Consider the following 17,238-nt stretch of genomic DNA (forward strand, 5'->3'; position numbering starts at 1 on the left):
AAGTTGATGGATCTTGCGAAGGTCAAAACCGGCATCACTGTCCCCGAGTTCGGGGTAAGTTAATGGCATGAGCCGTATACGTGGCCCGTATGTACGGTTCTGTGAGAGGGATGAGGCGGTGACGCCTCACCCTACTCGCTGTGCCCGCTCCTCCGGCGGGCTATTTGATGAGCATTGGTTTCAGGTAGCGTCCTGTGTGCGACGCTGGATTCTCCGCCACCTCCTCCGGAGTTCCCTCGGCAATAATCTGCCCGCCACCAGAACCACCCTCGGGTCCGAGGTCCACAATCCAGTCCGCCGTTTTAATCACATCCAGGTTGTGCTCGATCACTACAATGGTGTTGCCATGGTCCCGCAGCCGCTCCAGTACGGTCAGCAACTGCTGGATGTCGTAGAAATGCAGGCCGGTAGTCGGTTCATCCAGTATGTACAGGGTTTTACCGGTATCGCGCTTGGACAGTTCCTTGGCCAGTTTTACCCGCTGGGCTTCTCCGCCGGACAATGTGACGGCGCTTTGGCCGAGGCGGATGTACGACAAGCCCACGTCGATCAGGGTTTGCAGTTTTCGGGCGATGAAGGGCACGGCGTCGAAGAATTCACGGCCTTCTTCAACGGTCATTTCCAGCACTTCGTTGATGTTTTTGCCTTTGTAGCGGACTTCCAGGGTTTCGCGGTTGTAGCGTTTGCCTTTGCAGATGTCGCAGGGCACGTACACGTCGGGCAGGAAGTGCATTTCTACTTTGATTACGCCATCGCCCTGGCAGGCTTCGCAGCGGCCGCCTTTGACGTTGAATGAGAATCGGCCGGGTTTGTAGCCTCTGGACCGGGCCTCCTGGGTGCCGGCGAAGAGTTCACGGATGGGGGTGAACAGGCCGGTGTAGGTGGCCGGGTTGGATCTGGGGGTTCGGCCGATGGGGCTCTGGTCTATGTCGATGACCTTGTCCAGGTGGTCCAGGCCCTTGAGGTTTTTGTAGGGGGCGTGGCTCAGGCTGGTGGCTTTGTTCAGCTTGGCTGCCGCCACCGGATAAAGGGTGGCGTTGATCAGGGTGGATTTGCCGGAGCCGGATACACCGGTGATGCAGGTCATCACGCCCAGTGGCAGGTTCAGGGTGACGTTCTGCAGGTTGTTTCCGGAGGCGCCGGATAGCACCAGTTTTTTGCCGTTGCCTTTATTTCGGGCTTTGGGAACGGCAATTTCCTTTTCGCCACTGAGATACTGGCCGGTCATGGACGCCGGGTTGGCGATGATCTCGGCCGGGGTACCGCGGGCGACGATTTCGCCGCCGTGTACGCCGGCGCCCGGGCCGATGTCGATCACGTAGTCGGCGGCGCGGATGGCGTCTTCGTCGTGCTCCACCACGATCACGGTGTTGCCCAGGTCCCGCAGGTGGGTGAGGGTGGCCAGCAGGCGATCATTGTCCCGCTGGTGCAGGCCTATGGATGGCTCATCGAGAATGTACATGACGCCCACCAGGCCCGCGCCGATCTGGCTGGCTAACCGGATGCGTTGGGCTTCACCGCCGGACAGTGTGTCGGCGCTGCGTTCCAGGGTTAGGTATTCCAGCCCGACGTTAACCAGGAATTGCAGGCGTTCGCGCACTTCCTTGAGGATTTTCTCGGCGATTTCGCCTTTGCGGCCGGGCAGGGCCAGTTCGCTCACGTAGCGATGGGCGTCGCCGACAGGCAGCCGGGTGATTTCCGGCAGGGTACGCTCTTCGATAAACACATGGCGGGCGCTGCGGCGCAAGCGTGAGCCGCCGCAATCCTTACAGGGCTGGGTGCTGAGGTTGCGGGCGAGTTCTTCGCGCATGCTCTGGGAGTCAGTTTCCCGGTAGCGGCGTTCCAGGTTGGGCAGTATGCCCTCGAACGGGTGTGCCTTTTCCATGATATGGCCGCGGGAATTTACATACCGGAAGGTGATGTCTTCATCGCCGGAACCATACAGCAGGGCCTGCTGGAAGTTTTCCGGCAGCTCTTCCCAGGGTGTTTCCAGGTCAACGCCGTAGTGCTCCGCCACGCTGGTGAGCATCTGGAAATAGTACACGGCGCGGCGGTCCCAGCCTTTGATGGCGCCGGAGGCCAGGGTGGCTTCCGGGCTCTGGATAACCTTTTCGGCGTCGAAAAACTGGCGCACGCCCAGGCCGTCACATGTGGGGCAGGCGCCGGCCGGGTTGTTGAAAGAAAACAGCTTGGGTTCCAGTTCGCTCAGGGCGTAGCCGCATTGGGTACAGGCGTAGCGGGCTGAGAAGGTGTGTTCCTCGCCTTCGCCGGTCATGGGGGCAACCAGGGCAATGCCGTCGGCAAGCTCCAGAGCGGTTTCAAAGCTCTCGGCAAGCCGCTGCTCCAGGCCTTCCTTCACCTTGAACCGGTCGACCACCACATCAATCTGGTGTTTGCGCTTTTTATCCAGCGCCGGTACGTCGTCGATGTCGTAAACGGTGCCGTCGACCCGCAAGCGAATAAAGCCCTGGCTGCGCATGGTATCGATTACCTGCAGGTGTTCGCCTTTGCGATCCCGGATGACCGGGGCCAGGATCATCAGTTTGCTGCCTTCCGGCATGGCCATCACCTGGTCGACCATCTGGCTTACGGTCTGGGCTTCCAGCGGCTGGCCGTGGTCCGGGCAGCGGGGTTCGCCGGCGCGGGCGAACAGCAGGCGCAGGTAGTCGTATATCTCGGTAATGGTACCCACAGTAGAACGCGGGTTGTGGGAGGTGGATTTCTGCTCGATGGAAATGGCCGGGGAAAGGCCTTCGATGTGGTCCACATCGGGTTTTTCCATCATCGACAGGAACTGGCGGGCATAGGTGGACAACGATTCCACGTACCGGCGCTGGCCTTCGGCATACAGCGTATCGAACGCCAGGGAAGATTTACCGGAACCGGAAAGGCCTGTGATGACAATCAGCTTGTCCCGCGGCATATCCAGGTCGATGTTCTTCAGGTTGTGGGTGCGTGCACCCTTGATCTGGATATGGTCCATAACACCTCGCTTGGGTAAAAACGTCGATTATATCGTTTTCGGGTGGCGCCGGCTAAACCGTGTACAGACGCGCCTGGCCACTCTCAGCCGCCGTTAGCCACCCCGTTGTGAGTAGTCCCGTCTGCATAGCGCTTCTGGTACAATGCGCCGCTCGCAGTGACAGGCTGCGCCTATACATTCAATCAGTCCGGCACGGGTTAGCATGAACGCGCTTGAAAAACGCTCAGTAGTAGCTCTGGCATCGGTATACGCCATGCGTATGCTGGGCCTGTTCATGGTAATGCCGGTCTTCGTTTTGCTGGGCAGCGACCTCGAAGGCGCTACGCCCGCGCTGATCGGTTTCGCAATTGGTGCCTACGGCCTGAGTCAGGCACTGCTGCAGATTCCGTTCGGCTTGCTGTCAGACCGGGTTGGCCGCAAGCGGATGATCTACATCGGCCTGGTTCTGTTCGCAGCCGGTAGTGTGCTGGCTGGCGCTACCGATTCCATATACGTAGTTATTGCCGGGCGGATTCTTCAGGGCGCCGGCGCGATTGCCAGCGTGCTGATGGCGTTGCTCAGTGATCTCACCCGGGAGGAGCAGCGCACCAAGGCCATGGCCACCGTGGGCATTTCCATTGGCCTGTCGTTTTCGGTCTCCCTGGTTGTGGGCCCGCTGCTGGGAGCTGCCTGGGGGCTGTCCGGGATTTTCTATACCACCGCGGTACTGGCGGTTCTGGCGTTGGTGGTGGTTGCCCGGGTTGTGCCCACACCGCACCAGCACAAGGTCAGTGCCGACACCCATCCGGCCCGGGAAATGGTCAGCCGTGTCCTGGCGGATGGCCGGCTGCTGCGGCTCGATTTCGGCATTTTCATCCTGCACTTTGTGCTGACCGCGCTGTTCCTGGTGTTCCCCACCATGTTGCAGGACCAGTTGGGTCTGAAGGCCAGTTCCCACTGGTGGTTCTATCTCAGCGTTATGATTACTTCGTTCTTCGCCATGGTGCCTTTCATTATCATTGGCGAGAAGAAACGCAAAATGAAACCGGTGCTGTGCGGTGCCATCGCCTTGCTGGCATTGGCGGCTGCGTCGATGACCGGTGTTGGCCAGAGCCTGTGGCTGGCGTGGGCTGTGCTATTCTTCTTCTTTATGGCGTTTAACCTGCTGGAAGCCAGCTTGCCGTCGCTGATCAGCAAAGAAGCCCCAGCCGCGGCCAAGGGCACGGCCATGGGCGTGTATTCCACTTCCCAGTTCTTCGGCGCGTTTCTGGGCGGCGCACTGGGTGGCGGGCTGTTGCAGACCGCTGGCCTGGACGGTGTGCTCTGGCTGATGGCCGCAGCGCTGGTGGTTTGGCTGCTGGTGGCGTTAACCATGCCTGCACCGGGTTACACCACCAGTTTTGTGGTACAGCTGAAAAACGCCGTGAGTATCAGTTTTGACGAGATCGACCAGAACCTGCGAAAACTGCCGGGCGTGGAAGACGTGGTGATCGTGGAAGAGGCCGCCATGGCGTACCTGAAGGTAGACCGTCAGCATTTTCGGGAAGAGCAGCTTGCGCACTTTGAATTTGTGCGGCAGGGTAGCACTACTTAAAACACAGGATGCCTGCATGGAACGCAGGCGTTCAGCAAAAGAGACCAGGAGCATACAATGGCACGAGGCGTAAACAAGGTAATTCTTATCGGTAATCTGGGCCAGGATCCGGATACCCGTTACACCCCGAACGGCAACGCGGTGGTAAACCTCAACCTGGCGACCGATGAAAGCTACAAGGATCGTCAATCCGGCCAACTGGTACCGAAAACCGAGTGGCACCGGGTGGTGTTGTTCGGCAAGGTGGCTGAAGTGGCAGGGCAGTACCTGCGCAAAGGTTCCAAGGTGTATATCGAAGGGCGCCTGCAAACCCGCAAATGGCAGGGGCAGGACGGCCAGGACCGTTACACCACCGAGATCGTGGTGGATATCAACGGCCAGATGCAGATGCTCGACAGCCGTGGTGGCGAAGGCGGCATGAACCAGGGCGCGCCCCAGGGCCGGCCCCAGCAAGCGGCCAGCTACAACACCCCGCCCCCGCAACAGCAGCAGGGTGGCCAGGGTAACCAGGGTGGCGGATACAGCAACCAGCCGCCCCAGCAGCAGGGCGGCGGCATGCCGGAGCCGATTGACGACTTTGATGACGATATCCCCTTCTGAGTGAGCCATTTTTCTAGGTAAATCAAGTATTTGTGACATTTTCGCTACACGTATAGGCTGTTGGTAGGCCTATTGCAAACCTGACTTATCCTCGCCCAGTAATGGGCTTGAACCTCGAAAGAGGGAGGGGAGTGCAGCATGTCAGGAAAAGGCGGGTGGCGGTGAAAGAGTCTAACTTGCGCCCGTCATTACAGGCCCCATACGGTTAAGCCTGATTGGTTGAACCATAGTCCTTTGTGGGTTTCAGGATATCAGTGACCTATGACTCTTGAGAGGTCACTTCACGTGTAGTCGGTCGGGGAAGTTGTTAGAACGCCCGGCTAACCAACCACGTGATACGCGCTCGGTGAGAGTGTTAAGGGGACGTAAGTGGAACCTAAGTGGGACGCACGTTGACTACCTGGCAGCCTGTCGGACTTGCACCTGACAGGCGCCGGATCATCGGGTGCGAACCGATCAAACACGGATAAGTGGTGTTGATCACGCGCCACCGCCACCTTCGGCGTCTACCGCGGCAACGACCGCATCATCTACTGGCGCGAAGTCCCCGCCAACTGAATCCAATCTCATGGGGGAAGAGGCTTACTCCTCCTCCCCCTCCGGATGATCCATCCCCAATTCGTTAATCTTCCGCGTCAGCGTATTCCGCCCCCAGCCCAGCAGTACCGAGGCATCCCGGCGGCGGCCGCCGGTGTGTTTCAGGGCGGCTTCGATCATGATTTTCTCGAACTCCGGCACGGCGGTGTCCAGGATGGCTTTCTTGCCCCGTTTCAGTTCCAGTTCGGCCCAGTTTTTCAGGCCTTCCTGCCAGGTCTGGCCGGTGCCGGCATTATCGGTTTCGGCCTGGTGCAGCAGTTCCGGGGGCAGGTCGTCTACGTGGATTTCCCGGCCACTGGCCATTACGGTCAGCCAGCGGCAGGTGTTTTCCAGCTGGCGCACGTTGCCGGGCCAGGGCAGGGTGGTCAGGTATTCTTCGGCGTCTGGCCGCAGTATTTTCGCTTCTACCGCCAGTTCCTTGGCGGCCCGCTTCAGGAAGTGCTGCATCAGCTTGGGGATGTCTTCCCGGCGTTCCGCCAGTTTGGGCAGGTGTACGCGGATTACGTTCAGGCGATGGAACAAGTCTTCGCGGAAGCTGCCGGCCTGCACCAGTTTTTCCAGGTCCTGGTGTGTGGCGGCGATGATGCGCACATCCACTTTGATGGGGGTGGTGCCGCCTACCCGGTAGAATTCGCCATCGGCCAGTACCCGCAGCAGGCGGGTCTGGGTGTCGGCGGGCATGTCGCCGATTTCGTCCAGAAACAGGGTGCCGCCGTTGGCTTGCTCAAACCGGCCCTGGCGGGTGGCGCCGGCGCCGGTGAAGGCGCCTTTTTCGTGGCCGAACAGTTCCGATTCAATCAGGTCTTTGGGGATGGCGGCCATGTTCAGGGCGATGAACGGGTTGTGGGCCCGGGGGCTGTGGTTGTGCAGGGCCTGGGCCACCAGTTCTTTACCGGTGCCACTCTCGCCGTTGATCAGTACGGTAATGTTGGAGTTGGAGAGCCGGCCGATGGCGCGGAACACCTCCTGCATGGCGGGTGCTTCGCCGATGATTTCCAGGTTTTTCTGAACCGACTCCATCTGGGGTTCTGCCGCGGCCTTTTTCTCGTGGCTGTGGGCGATGGCGCGCTTAACCAGAGCCACGGCTTCATCCACATCAAAGGGTTTGGGCAGGTATTCGAAGGCACCGGTCTGGTAGCTGGTCACCGCGCTGTCTAGGTCGGAGTGGGCGGTCATGATGATAACGGGCAGGTCCGGGTGCTTCTTCACGATCCTGGACAGCAGGGTAATGCCGTCTACGCCGGGCATGCGGATGTCGCTGATAATGGCATCCGGCTGTTCGTGCTCCAGGCGCATCATGATGCTTTCACCGCTGTCGAATACGCGGGGGTGCAGGCCGGCCTGGGTAAGGGCACGGTCCAGTACCCAGCGGATGCTTTTGTCGTCGTCTATGATCCAGACGTTTCCCGTTCGGCTCATTGGTTGTCCTCCAGAGGCAGGAAGATGATGAAGTCGGTTCTTCCCGGTTCACTCTCGCATTCCACCAGCCCGCGATGCTGGCCGATGATGCTTTGAGTAATGGAAAGCCCCAGGCCCGTGCCGGACGCCCGGCCACTGATCATGGGGTAGAAGACGTTCTGCAGCAGTTCCGGCGGTATACCCGGGCCGTTGTCGATGATGTCTACCCGGCACACCAGGCGGTGGCGTCGGTGGCCGATGGTGAACTGGCGCAGGGCCCGTGTGCGGAAGGTGATGGTGGGCATGTCGCCGCTGTGGCTGTCTACCTGGTTTTCGAAGGCGGCTTCCATGGCGTTGCGGGCGATGTTCAGGAAGGCCTGGATCAGCTGTTCCTTGTCGCCGGTGAATTCCGGAATGCTGGGGTCGTAATCCCGCTTCAGGCGCACCCGGCCCTTGCTTTCGGCTTCAATCAGGGTGCGTACCCGTTCCAGTACTTCGTGGATGTTGGTGCTGGCCATTTGCAGGGCCTTGTTGGGGCCCAGCATGCGGTCTACCAGGCTGCGCAGGCGGTCGGCTTCGTTAATGATCACCTGGGTGTATTCGCGCTGGTCTTCGCTGTTCAGTTCCCGGTCCAGCAGTTGCGCCGCACCTCGAATGCCCCCCAGCGGGTTCTTGATTTCGTGGGCCATGCCGCGCACCAGGATGCGGGTGGTTTCCTGCTGGGAGATGATGTCTTCTTCCCGGCTGATGCGCAGCATCCGGTCTTTCGGCTGGATTTCGATCACCAGCTCGGTCGGGTCTACGCTGACCGGGGTTACCGAGTAGTCTACGGTGAAACGTGAGCCTGTCAGCAGGGCGAACTCGGCCTCGCGGCGGGTGTAGGACTGGCCGTTGTTGAGGGCTGCGTACAGGGTCTTCAGGGCGTCGCTGGAGTCGATTAGCAGATCGCCCAGCGGTTGGCCACGGGTGCGGGTCAGGCTGGTTTCAAACAGGTTCTCGGCCGCCGGGTTCAGGTAACGGATAGTGAGGTCTTCGCCCAGCACCAGAAGGGAGGTGGTCAGGCTGTCCAGAATGCTTTTGTATCCACTGTCCGGGGTGGCGGGCGGCTGCGACGTCATGCTCGGCTTCCGTTTTCGTTTCATGCGTGTACCCCGGTTTTGCAAAATCCGAACCAGTTTTGCTGGCTCGCAGAAAAAAATGGGCAACGGCCGGGCGCGGGCCGGCCTGTGGGGCATGGCGGTGCTGTGGCTTGGTGCAGATGGTGCGGGAAAGGCTACAGGCAGCCGGCGATTTGCCCCTTCGCTGCCCAGAGTATGGCGTTAATGTGGTGCGTATGCACTAAATTGGTGCAACTAATTCCGGATGCTACCGCTGATGTGTTATCGGCGCAGGACAGACGGGCGATGAACGGTGAAGCTGATGCCGGGGCCGGTTTTCACCTGAACGCCCTGGTCGTCCACGATATGCACACCGGCCTGGTGGGTGCCGCGATCAATGTTGTTCACGGTTACCGAGCCGGAGGAGCTCTGGCCTACGGGCTGGCCGTCGAGGGTGATTTCGTATTTGTGGCCGCGTTGCAGGCCGGGGGTGCTGCGCACTTCAAAGGTGACGTCGCCACTGCCGCTGTAGAAGGCCTGGTCGTTTTGCGGGTGCACAAAAGTGAGGCTGTCGTAGTTGGCGCCTTCCTTCTGGACTTCTTGCCGAAGCTGGTCGGTTTCTCTCACCACTTCCGGTTTGGGCAGGGTGATGGTGGTAACCGGTTTTACTTTAACGGTTTCGCTGCCCTGCATCGGCTCGTCTGAGAAGGTGACGTTGCCCTGGGCATCCACATGCCGGTACACCTCTGCGTGGGCGCCGGCGGCGGCCAGTAAACAGAATCCGGTTACAAGGGCGAGAGGTGTTTTCATAATAAAGGCCTGCATTGATCAACTGCCTCGATTATCGGCGCCGTTGGCGGGGTTTTCAACGGCTGATACAAAAAAACCCCGCGCGGGGCGGGGCTGGCTGTTACCGGGCCGCACCAAATTGGTGCAGGGGCTTAGCAGGAGTAATACAGTTCGAATTCAACCGGGTGAGTGGTCATGTTGATACGCTCAACTTCGCCACGCTTCAGGTCGATGTAGCCGGCAATCATGTCTTCGGTGAACACGCCGCCGCGGGTCAGGAACTCGTGGTCTTCTGCCAGGCAATCGAGCGCCTCCTGCAGGGTAGTGGCTACCTGCGGGATGTTCATCGCTTCTTCCTTCGGCAGGTCGTACAAGTCCTTGTCCATGGCATCGCCAGGGTGGATCTTGTTCTGGATGCCGTCCAGGCCGGCCATCATCAGGGCGGCGAAGGCCAGGTACGGGTTGGCTGCCGGGTCCGGGAAGCGCACTTCGATACGGCGTGCCTTCGGGCTGCTTACGTACGGAATCCGGATGGAAGCGGAACGGTTACGGGCAGAGTAGGCCAGCATGACCGGGGCTTCAAAGCCGGGTACCAGGCGCTTGTAGCTGTTGGTGGCCGGGTTGGTGAAGGCGTTGATGGCCTTGGAGTGCTTGATGATGCCGCCGATGTAGTACAGGGCCATTTCGCTCAGGCCGGCATAGCTGTCACCTGCGAACAGGTTTTTGCCGTCTTTGTTCAGGGACATGTGCACGTGCATGCCGGAACCGTTGTCACCCACGACCGGCTTGGGCATGAAGGTGGCGGTTTTGCCGTAGGCGTGGGCTACGTTGTGCACGCAGTACTTCAGAATCTGAACTTCGTCTGCTTTGCGGGTCAGGGTGTTCGGGCCAACGCCGATTTCACACTGGCCGGCCGTGCCCACTTCGTGGTGGTGCACTTCGATGGTCAGACCCATGCTTTCCATGGCCGCACACATGGCGCCACGCAGGTCGTGCAGGCTGTCTACCGGCGGAACCGGGAAGTAGCCGCCTTTCACGCCCGGCCGGTGGCCGATGTTGTTGCGGTCGAAGTCTTCGCCGGATACCCAGGCGGCTTCTTCTGAGTAGAGCTCGTACATGGAGCCCTGCATGTCGGTCTTCCACTTAACGGAATCAAAGATGAAGAATTCCGGCTCCGGGCCGAACAGGGCGCCGTCGGCAATGCCGGTAGACTTCAGGTATTCCTCTGCGCGACGGGCAACTGAGCGGGGGTCACGCTCGTAACCCTGCATGGTGGTGGGTTCCACGATGTCGCAGGTAATGTTAACGGTGGTTTCTTCGGTGAACGGATCCAGCACGGAGGTTTCATCAACCGGCATCAGGATCATGTCGGACTCGTTGATGCCTTTCCAGCCAGAAATAGAAGAGCCGTCGAACATCTTGCCGTCGGCAAAAAAGTCTTCGTCTACTTCAGTGGCAGGCAGTGTAACGTGCTGTTCTTTACCGCGGCTGTCGGTGAAGCGCAGGTCAACCCATTTGACTTCGTGTTCTTTGATCAAATCAATCGTCTTGGACATTGTGCATGCTCCGTAGTGATTTCGTGTTCGTTGTGCCGGATCGTTCAGTGTGCTGAGGCCCGATCTCTTGCAGGTGAAGGCAGCTTACCAGAAGCCTTTGGCCCTTACCTTTCAATTACGGCTGCTCCTCACTAAGCAAGTGCCTTGCCAGTTTTGTGTAACTGCGCCACAACAGCGCAGTGGCAAGGCTTTGGTGCGTTGTGTGTGCAAAAGTGTACGGTGGCCGGCCTGGAATTGCACCAGAATAGCGCACCACTTTGGTGCGAAAACCGGTGGATTGCCTGATATCAGTGCGCCGGAAGGGTTGGTTACATATTAGGCACTATTCTTCATATTATCGACATGGACTTTTCGATATACTGCGCGCCGCTAATTTCTGCAGGATACCCGTTGTGATTGATAAGCTTAGAAACGTCGCCATCATTGCCCACGTTGACCACGGTAAAACCACCCTGGTTGACCAGTTGCTGCGCCAGTCTGGCACCCTGGACCGTAAAGAGCTCGAAAACGAGCGCGTTATGGACTCCAACGACCAGGAAAAAGAGCGTGGCATTACCATTCTGGCAAAAAACACCGCGCTGAAATGGAAGGACTACGATATCAACATCGTAGACACCCCGGGCCACGCTGACTTCGGTGGCGAAGTTGAGCGGGTAATGAGCATGGTAGACAGTGTGCTGCTGGTGGTGGATTCCATCGACGGCCCCATGCCGCAAACCCGCTTTGTTACCCAGAAAGCTTTCGCAGCGGGCCTGCGCCCGATTGTGGTTGTGAACAAGATCGACCGCCCGGGTGCGCGCCCGGACTGGGTTGTAGACCAGGTATTTGACCTGTTCGATAACCTGGGTGCCACCGACGAGCAGCTGGACTTCCCGATTGTTTACGCCAGCGCCCTGAACGGCATTGCCGGTATGGACCATGAAGACCTCCAGGACAACATGGACGCCGTGTTCCAGGCGATTGTTGACCACGTGCCTGCGCCTTCTGTTGACATGGACGGCCCGTTCCAGATGCAGATCTCCCAGCTGGACTACAACAGTTTCCTGGGTGTAATCGGTATCGGTCGTATCATGCGCGGTAAAGTGAAGACCAACACTCCGGTGGTGGCTCTCGGTGCCGACGGCAAGAAGCGCAACGGCCGTATTCTGAAGATCATGGGCCACTCCGGCCTGCAGCGTGTGGAAGTTGAAGAAGCCCAGGCTGGCGACATTGTGTGCGTAAGTGGCCTGGACCAGCTGTTCATTTCCGACACCCTGTGTGATCCCTCTAACGTAGAAGCCCTGCCGGCGCTGACCGTTGACGAGCCCACCGTATCCATGACCTTCCAGGTAAACGATTCGCCGTTTGCCGGTAAAGAAGGCAAGTACGTAACCAGCCGTAACATCAAAGAGCGCCTGGAAAAAGAACTGCTGCACAACGTGGCACTGCGTGTTGAAGAAGGCGATTCAGCGGACAAGTTCAAGGTGTCTGGCCGTGGTGAGCTGCACCTGTCGGTTCTGATCGAGAACATGCGCCGCGAAAACTTCGAGCTGGCCGTAGGCCGCCCGGAAGTGGTGGTCAAGGAAGTAAACGGCCAGAAGGAAGAGCCGTACGAAAACGTGATCATCGACATCGAAGAGCAGCACCAGGGCCCGATTATGGAGCAGATGGGTCTGCGTAAGGGTGACATGACCAACATGATCCCGGACGGCAAGGGCCGTATCCGCCTGGAATACACCATTCCGGCCCGCGGCCTGATCGGTTTCCGGAACACCTTCCTGACCATGACCTCCGGTACCGGCATCCTGACCTCCACCTTCAGCCACTACGGCCCGGTGAAGATGGGTGACGTAACCAGCCGCCAGAACGGCGTTATCGTTTCCATGGCGACCGGTACCGCGCTGACCTACTCGCTGGAAACCCTGCAGAGCCGTGGCAAGCTGTTCCTGGACCCGGGCCAGGAAATCTACGAAGGCCAGCTGTGTGGTATCCACAGCCGCGACAACGACCTGGTGGTTAACCCCACCAAGGGCAAGAAGCTGGACAACATGCGTGCCTCCGGTAAAGACGAAGTGATCGGCCTGGTGCCGCCCATCAAGTTCACCCTGGAGCAGGCGCTGGAGTTCATCGACGACGATGAGCTTGTGGAAGTAACGCCCAAGTCGATCCGTCTGCGCAAGAAGCTTCTGACCGAGAACGAGCGCAAGCGCGCGGGTAAGAAGTAAAAGACTTTTTGCCACGAAAACCACGAAAGAACACGAAAAGAGCTTAAAAAGAAAAAGATTATTTTTTGCCACGGACACTCACGGAATTACACGGACAACTGCCAAAAGCATTTTTGTCCGTGAGGGTCAGTGAGTGTCCGTGGCCAGTCAGTTTCTTTCTTTCTTTCGTGTCCTTTAGTGGATTTCGTGGCAAACCAATCCCTCCTTTATTGTCCCCACCCAACTCAGCTAGACTGCCGTTATCCCTGAAACGGAGTTCGTCATGCTGAACCTCTACCCCGATATTGAACCCTACGCCCGTCATCGCCTTGCGGTGGACGAACCCCATGAGCTGTACCTGGAAGAATCCGGCAATCCGGATGGCATTCCTGTGCTTGTGGTTCACGGTGGGCCGGGTGGTGGGTGTGAGGATTACCACCGGCGGTTTTTCGATGCCGAGCGGTTCCGGATTATCCTGATGGACCAGCGCGGCGCTGGCCGTTCCACGCCGCTGGCGGAGCTGGAAGGCAACAGCACCGACACCCTCGTGCAGGACATGGAAACCATTCGCCAGTTTCTGGGCATTGACCGCTGGTTGCTGTTTGGTGGCAGCTGGGGCTCCACGCTCAGCCTGGTGTATGCCGAAGCCTATCCGGAGCGGGTTCTCGGGCTGGTGTTGCGGGGCATTTTCCTGTGCCGGCCGCGAGATATTCAGTGGTTTTATCAGGAAGGCGCGAGCCGGGTGTTTCCGGATTACTGGCAGGATTTCCTGGCTCCGATTCCCGAAGCTGAGCGCGGTGATATGGTGACGGCCTACTATCGCCGGCTCACCAGCGCCAATGAACTGGAGCAGATACAGGCAGCCAAGGCCTGGTCGATCTGGGAAGGCCGTTGCGCAACTCTGCACCCGAACCCCAAGGTGGTGGAGCATTTCGGCCACCCCCATGTGGCCATCGCCCTGGCACGTATTGAGTGCCACTACTTCATGAACAACGCCTTTCTGGAACCGGATCAGATTGTGCGGGACGCGGGCCGGCTGGCGGATATCCCCGGGGTAATTGTGCACGGCCGTTACGACATGGTGTGCCCGCTGGATAATGCCCTGGCCCTGCACCGGGCCTGGCCGGAAGCCGAGCTGCATATTATCCGGGATGCCGGCCATTCCGCGTCCGAGCCGGCTATTGTGGATGCGCTGTTGCGGGGCGTAGAAGAGGTAGTGGCGAAAAGCCTGCCCAGCGCCGGTTGAGCATAGACTTATTATTGGCCTTCAAGGGCTTGCGGCCCCGCCGAGGGCCCTATACACTCTTGCGCGTTGCTGATTTTTAACCCTGTGCTCATCTTGCCAAGGGATGGAATGAAAGGACTGGTCCAGCGCGTTTCCGAAGCCAGTGTAACGGTGAATGGGGAAAAGATTTCCGCCATTGGGCCGGGGCTTCTGCTATTGCTGGGTGTGGAAAAGGACGACACACAGAATGAGGCCAGGGACTTGTGCCGAAAAATCCTCTCCTACCGGGTATTCCCCGACGAGCAGGGCCGGATGAACGTTAACGTTCAGGACTCCGGTGGATCGCTGCTGATTGTTCCCCAGTTCACACTTGCCGCCGATACCGGCTCCGGCACCCGCCCGGGGTTCTCGCTGGCGGCTGCGCCGGATATGGCCAATTCCCTGTATCAGAATTTTGTGGCCCAGGCCCGAGCTGAACTTGGGGAGAGTCGTGTTGGGGAAGGGCAGTTCGGTGCAGACATGAAAGTGGCCCTGGTAAATGACGGCCCTGTCACGTTCATGCTAGAAACCGGCAAAAAGGGTTAGTGCACCGAAATGTGACAGAGTTGTATCTGGCGCCTCACAAAAGGGCGGTAGATAAGGTAATGTTTGAGCCGGTTTGTGGTTTTGCTAGCTCGGACTGCCTTAGTTGATTGTTCTGGAAGCGGTTTTTGGGTTCTGGCCCTGATTTTGGTAGATAAAACCGGAATCTGTGGTCAAGCCATTGAGGAATAAAGAACTTTGCTTCCTGACCAAAAAAGGCTAAAAATTAGGTTCATCGCGGGTTAGCGTGAAAAAGTAGGAGACGGCGGTAAAACCGGTTAGTTTTGAGTTCGCCAAAACAACAAACCTGACCGACTCACCGCCGTCCCTATGAATGCTAATCCTCTTGCCCTGTTCTGGGAAGGATTCACGATAGAATCGTATGCCCAGATTGACGCTCAATCTCTGCTCATCCGACTGCAACCTGCCGACGATTACTTGCCATGCTGCAGTGGTTGTAATCAGCACACGCTTGCCATCCATGACATCAGCACCCGACGAGTCCGAGAACGCGACCTGTTCCAATACCGTGTCTGGCTGGACGTGCCAGTTCGCCGAGTTCGTTGTACGACCTGTGGCCCCAAGCTTGAACAGATTCGCTGGTTACCAGGGCGACAGCGTCTGACGGCAGGCATGGTCAGTTGGATTGAATCCCTGGTACGACTGATGCCGATCCAACATGTGGCAACGCTGCTAGGGTTGCATTGGCATACGGTCAAGGCCATCGACCATCGGCGCCTCAAACGAGAAGTGACTGAGCCAGATAAACGCCGGATTCGTCGACTGATCATGGATGAGTTCGCCTTGTTCAAGGGACACCGCTACGCCACCGTGGCGATTGATGCGGATACTCAACAAGTCCTCTGGGTTGGAGAAGGCCGCAGTCGAGCAGCGGTACGCCCCTTCTTTGAATGGCTGGGGCCGGAAACCTGTGGCCAGGTCGAAGCCGTGGCGATGGATATGAATACCGCCATGGACCTGGAAGTTCAGCACCACTGCCCACAAGCACGGGTGGTCTATGACCTGTTCCACGTTGTAGCAAAGTTCGGACGGGAAGTGATTGACCGTGTCCGGGTCGATCAGGCCAATCAGCTTCGACACGACAAGCCGGCTCGCAAAGTAGTGAAACGAAGTCGCTGGCTGTTGCTCAGAAACCGAGGCAACCTCAAGGATGAGCAGGCTCTGAAGCTCGAAGAACTGCTGCAAGCCAACCAGCCCCTGATGACTGTCTACGTCCTGAAAGACCAGCTCAAAGAGCTCTGGTACGCTCCCTCAGAGGCCGATGCCAGACAACGCTGGCAAGACTGGCTAAATCTGGCTATGAGTAGTGGGCTGGCCCCCGTGCAGCAGTTTGCCAGGCGCCTCAAGGGCTACGTCGACGGCATTATCGCCAGCGCGGTCTACCGGCTGAACACCAGTGTGTTGGAGGGAATGAACAACAAGATCAAGGTGATCAAGCGGGTGGCCTACGGCTACCGGGATAACGACTACTTCTTTCTGAAGATAAAAGCAGCATTTCCCGCTAACCCGCGATGAACCAAAAATTAGCCCGTGAAAATTTGCAAAAATGCAAACATTGTATTAAGACAGGTTTATCACGCTGAACTTTAACAAAGTTCTGTAAGTGGTTGATAACTAAGGTTCGGGGCTTTCCCGGCCAGATAAAAAGAAGAAATGTCGGCCCCCTGTTGGAAATAAATGGGGGTTGATCGGGGTTCCGGTAAAGCCGGCATTTGCTGGATTTACCAGTAAAAATCGGGGCTTACACCCGTCGAAAACCTGAGTTAACTCAAAAAGGAAGACGCAACATGAAAAAAACTATTCTTGCTTCTGCTATTGCAGCCGCAACCTTCTCTGGCGCTGCTCTGGCCCAGGAAAGCAACCTGCCGACCGTTTACGGTAACATTCAGTACGTTCTGACCCACGACAACGTTGATGGTGGTCCGTCTGAAGTTGAACACGCTGACAACGGTTCTACTCTGGGTGTTATGCACGACCACGAGATTGCTCCGGGCATTACCGGTTTCTTCAAGCTGGAGCTGGACGGTTTTGGTGCTGATGAGAAAGACTCATCTGGTGCAAACATCGACGAAGCCTACATTGGTGTTAAGGGCGACAGTTTTGGCCAGGTATGGATCGGTTCAGACGACTCCACATATGAAACTGCAGTCGACGAAATCGCTCAGTTCTACGAAGTAGCGACCCTGAGCATCGGCGCAGCGGGCTATAGCACTGGCGAAGGTGACCTGATTCAGTATCGTTCTCCGTCATTCAGCGGTCTGACTCTGGGTGGTGCAGTGCAGGTTAACGGCGATGGCGAAGGCGGTGACAAGTCTTATCCTTACCAGCTGGCTGCAATGTACGAAGTAGACGCTCTTGAGCTGGCGTTTGCCGTTGACTCTAACGACAACGGTGGTGATAACGAGAACACCTACGGTCTGCGTGTCAGCTACAATCTGGACAACCTGCGGGTTACCGGTGAATACCACACTCGTAAAGATGCGTATGACAAGTTTGGCCTGATGGGTGTGTACACTCTGGGTAAAAACCAGTTCGCTCTTTCTTACGAAATGGCTGAAGCTGACAACTCTGACAGCACCAAGTGGGATACCATTACCCTGCCTGCAGGCGCTGCATAATGTATCTGACCACCTG

13 protein-coding genes are annotated in these 17,238 nt (G+C 58.0%); 7 read left to right on the forward strand and 6 right to left on the reverse strand.

Going from position 1 to position 17,238, the window contains the following annotated elements; translation table 11 throughout:
• Nucleotides 1-160: 160 nt before the first annotated feature.
• Nucleotides 161-2,983, reverse strand: coding sequence for an excinuclease ABC subunit UvrA (gene uvrA / locus AC13DJ_RS15480; protein ID WP_482933147.1), 2,823 nt, complete (start codon nucleotides 2,981-2,983; stop codon nucleotides 161-163).
• A gap of 202 nt (nucleotides 2,984-3,185) precedes the next feature.
• On the opposite strand from uvrA, the gene AC13DJ_RS15485 reads away from it, so the two are divergent.
• Both AC13DJ_RS15485 and ssb read left to right on the forward strand, forming a co-directional pair.
• Nucleotides 3,186-4,556, forward strand: coding sequence for an MFS transporter (locus AC13DJ_RS15485; RefSeq protein ID WP_482933148.1), 1,371 nt, complete (start codon nucleotides 3,186-3,188; stop codon nucleotides 4,554-4,556).
• A 57-nt stretch (nucleotides 4,557-4,613) separates the two neighbouring features.
• Nucleotides 4,614-5,156: a single-stranded DNA-binding protein gene (gene ssb, locus AC13DJ_RS15490; RefSeq protein WP_199456750.1), complete on the forward strand. Its 543-nt coding sequence runs from the start codon at nucleotides 4,614-4,616 to the stop codon at nucleotides 5,154-5,156.
• A gap of 582 nt (nucleotides 5,157-5,738) precedes the next feature.
• On the opposite strand, the gene glnG is transcribed toward ssb, so the two are convergent.
• From glnG to glnA, 4 genes are all read right to left on the reverse strand, one after another.
• A complete protein-coding gene (glnG, locus tag AC13DJ_RS15495; RefSeq protein WP_482933149.1) occupies nucleotides 5,739-7,172 on the reverse strand; it encodes a nitrogen regulation protein NR(I) in 1,434 nt (477 codons plus the stop codon).
• Entirely contained in the window at nucleotides 7,169-8,269 is a 1,101-nt protein-coding gene (gene glnL / locus AC13DJ_RS15500; protein WP_482933150.1) for a nitrogen regulation protein NR(II), read from the reverse strand. The genes glnG and glnL overlap by 4 nt, the downstream gene beginning before the upstream one ends.
• 261 nt (nucleotides 8,270-8,530) lie before the next feature.
• Nucleotides 8,531-9,058: a DUF4124 domain-containing protein gene (locus AC13DJ_RS15505; RefSeq protein WP_289103272.1), complete on the reverse strand. Its 528-nt coding sequence runs from the start codon at nucleotides 9,056-9,058 to the stop codon at nucleotides 8,531-8,533.
• 131 nt (nucleotides 9,059-9,189) lie between these two features.
• Nucleotides 9,190-10,593, reverse strand: coding sequence for a glutamate--ammonia ligase (glnA, locus tag AC13DJ_RS15510; protein ID WP_058341484.1), 1,404 nt, complete (start codon nucleotides 10,591-10,593; stop codon nucleotides 9,190-9,192).
• Nucleotides 10,594-10,985: 392 nt separating this feature from the next.
• Here glnA and typA point away from each other — a divergent pair, with 392 nt between their 5' ends.
• From typA to dtd, 3 genes are all read left to right on the forward strand, one after another.
• Complete coding sequence (typA, locus tag AC13DJ_RS15515; RefSeq protein WP_482933151.1) at nucleotides 10,986-12,797, forward strand: translational GTPase TypA; 1,812 nt, start codon at nucleotides 10,986-10,988, stop codon at nucleotides 12,795-12,797.
• A 262-nt stretch (nucleotides 12,798-13,059) separates the two neighbouring features.
• A complete protein-coding gene (gene pip / locus AC13DJ_RS15520; RefSeq protein ID WP_473802581.1) occupies nucleotides 13,060-14,022 on the forward strand; it encodes a prolyl aminopeptidase in 963 nt (320 codons plus the stop codon).
• Nucleotides 14,023-14,130: 108 nt separating this feature from the next.
• The gene (gene dtd, locus AC13DJ_RS15525; protein ID WP_482933152.1) at nucleotides 14,131-14,586 is read left to right on the forward strand and encodes a D-aminoacyl-tRNA deacylase; all 456 of its coding nucleotides are present in this window, start codon (nucleotides 14,131-14,133) and stop codon (nucleotides 14,584-14,586) included.
• A gap of 216 nt (nucleotides 14,587-14,802) precedes the next feature.
• Here the strand turns inward: dtd and AC13DJ_RS15530 are convergent, their stop codons facing one another.
• On the reverse strand, nucleotides 14,803-15,066 hold the full coding sequence (locus AC13DJ_RS15530; protein ID WP_482933197.1) for a hypothetical protein: 264 nt from the start codon (nucleotides 15,064-15,066) through the stop codon (nucleotides 14,803-14,805).
• Here AC13DJ_RS15530 and AC13DJ_RS15535 point away from each other — a divergent pair.
• Nucleotides 14,974-16,119: an ISL3 family transposase gene (locus AC13DJ_RS15535; RefSeq protein ID WP_482933196.1), complete on the forward strand. Its 1,146-nt coding sequence runs from the start codon at nucleotides 14,974-14,976 to the stop codon at nucleotides 16,117-16,119. The two genes, AC13DJ_RS15530 and AC13DJ_RS15535, sit on opposite strands and share 93 nt — an antisense overlap.
• Nucleotides 16,120-16,391: 272 nt before the next feature.
• Nucleotides 16,392-17,222, forward strand: coding sequence for a porin (locus AC13DJ_RS15540; protein WP_473802399.1), 831 nt, complete (start codon nucleotides 16,392-16,394; stop codon nucleotides 17,220-17,222).
• Nucleotides 17,223-17,238 lie beyond the last annotated feature (16 nt).

The organism is Marinobacter sp. L-46 (assembly GCF_056859535.1).

What these genes read in the sequence shown, in the direction of transcription:
- uvrA (WP_482933147.1), bottom strand. Translation starts at nt 2,983, where the DNA reads ATGGACCATATCCAGATCAAGGGTGCACGCACCCACAACCTGAAGAAC.
- AC13DJ_RS15485 (WP_482933148.1), top strand. Translation starts at nt 3,186, where the DNA reads ATGAACGCGCTTGAAAAACGCTCAGTAGTAGCTCTGGCATCGGTATAC.
- ssb (WP_199456750.1), top strand. Translation starts at nt 4,614, where the DNA reads ATGGCACGAGGCGTAAACAAGGTAATTCTTATCGGTAATCTGGGCCAG.
- glnG (WP_482933149.1), bottom strand. Translation starts at nt 7,172, where the DNA reads ATGAGCCGAACGGGAAACGTCTGGATCATAGACGACGACAAAAGCATC.
- glnL (WP_482933150.1), bottom strand. Translation starts at nt 8,269, where the DNA reads ATGACGTCGCAGCCGCCCGCCACCCCGGACAGTGGATACAAAAGCATT.
- AC13DJ_RS15505 (WP_289103272.1), bottom strand. Translation starts at nt 9,058, where the DNA reads ATGAAAACACCTCTCGCCCTTGTAACCGGATTCTGTTTACTGGCCGCC.
- glnA (WP_058341484.1), bottom strand. Translation starts at nt 10,593, where the DNA reads ATGTCCAAGACGATTGATTTGATCAAAGAACACGAAGTCAAATGGGTT.
- pip (WP_473802581.1), top strand. Translation starts at nt 13,060, where the DNA reads ATGCTGAACCTCTACCCCGATATTGAACCCTACGCCCGTCATCGCCTT.
- dtd (WP_482933152.1), top strand. Translation starts at nt 14,131, where the DNA reads ATGAAAGGACTGGTCCAGCGCGTTTCCGAAGCCAGTGTAACGGTGAAT.
- AC13DJ_RS15530 (WP_482933197.1), bottom strand. Translation starts at nt 15,066, where the DNA reads ATGGATGGCAAGCGTGTGCTGATTACAACCACTGCAGCATGGCAAGTA.
- AC13DJ_RS15540 (WP_473802399.1), top strand. Translation starts at nt 16,392, where the DNA reads ATGAAAAAAACTATTCTTGCTTCTGCTATTGCAGCCGCAACCTTCTCT.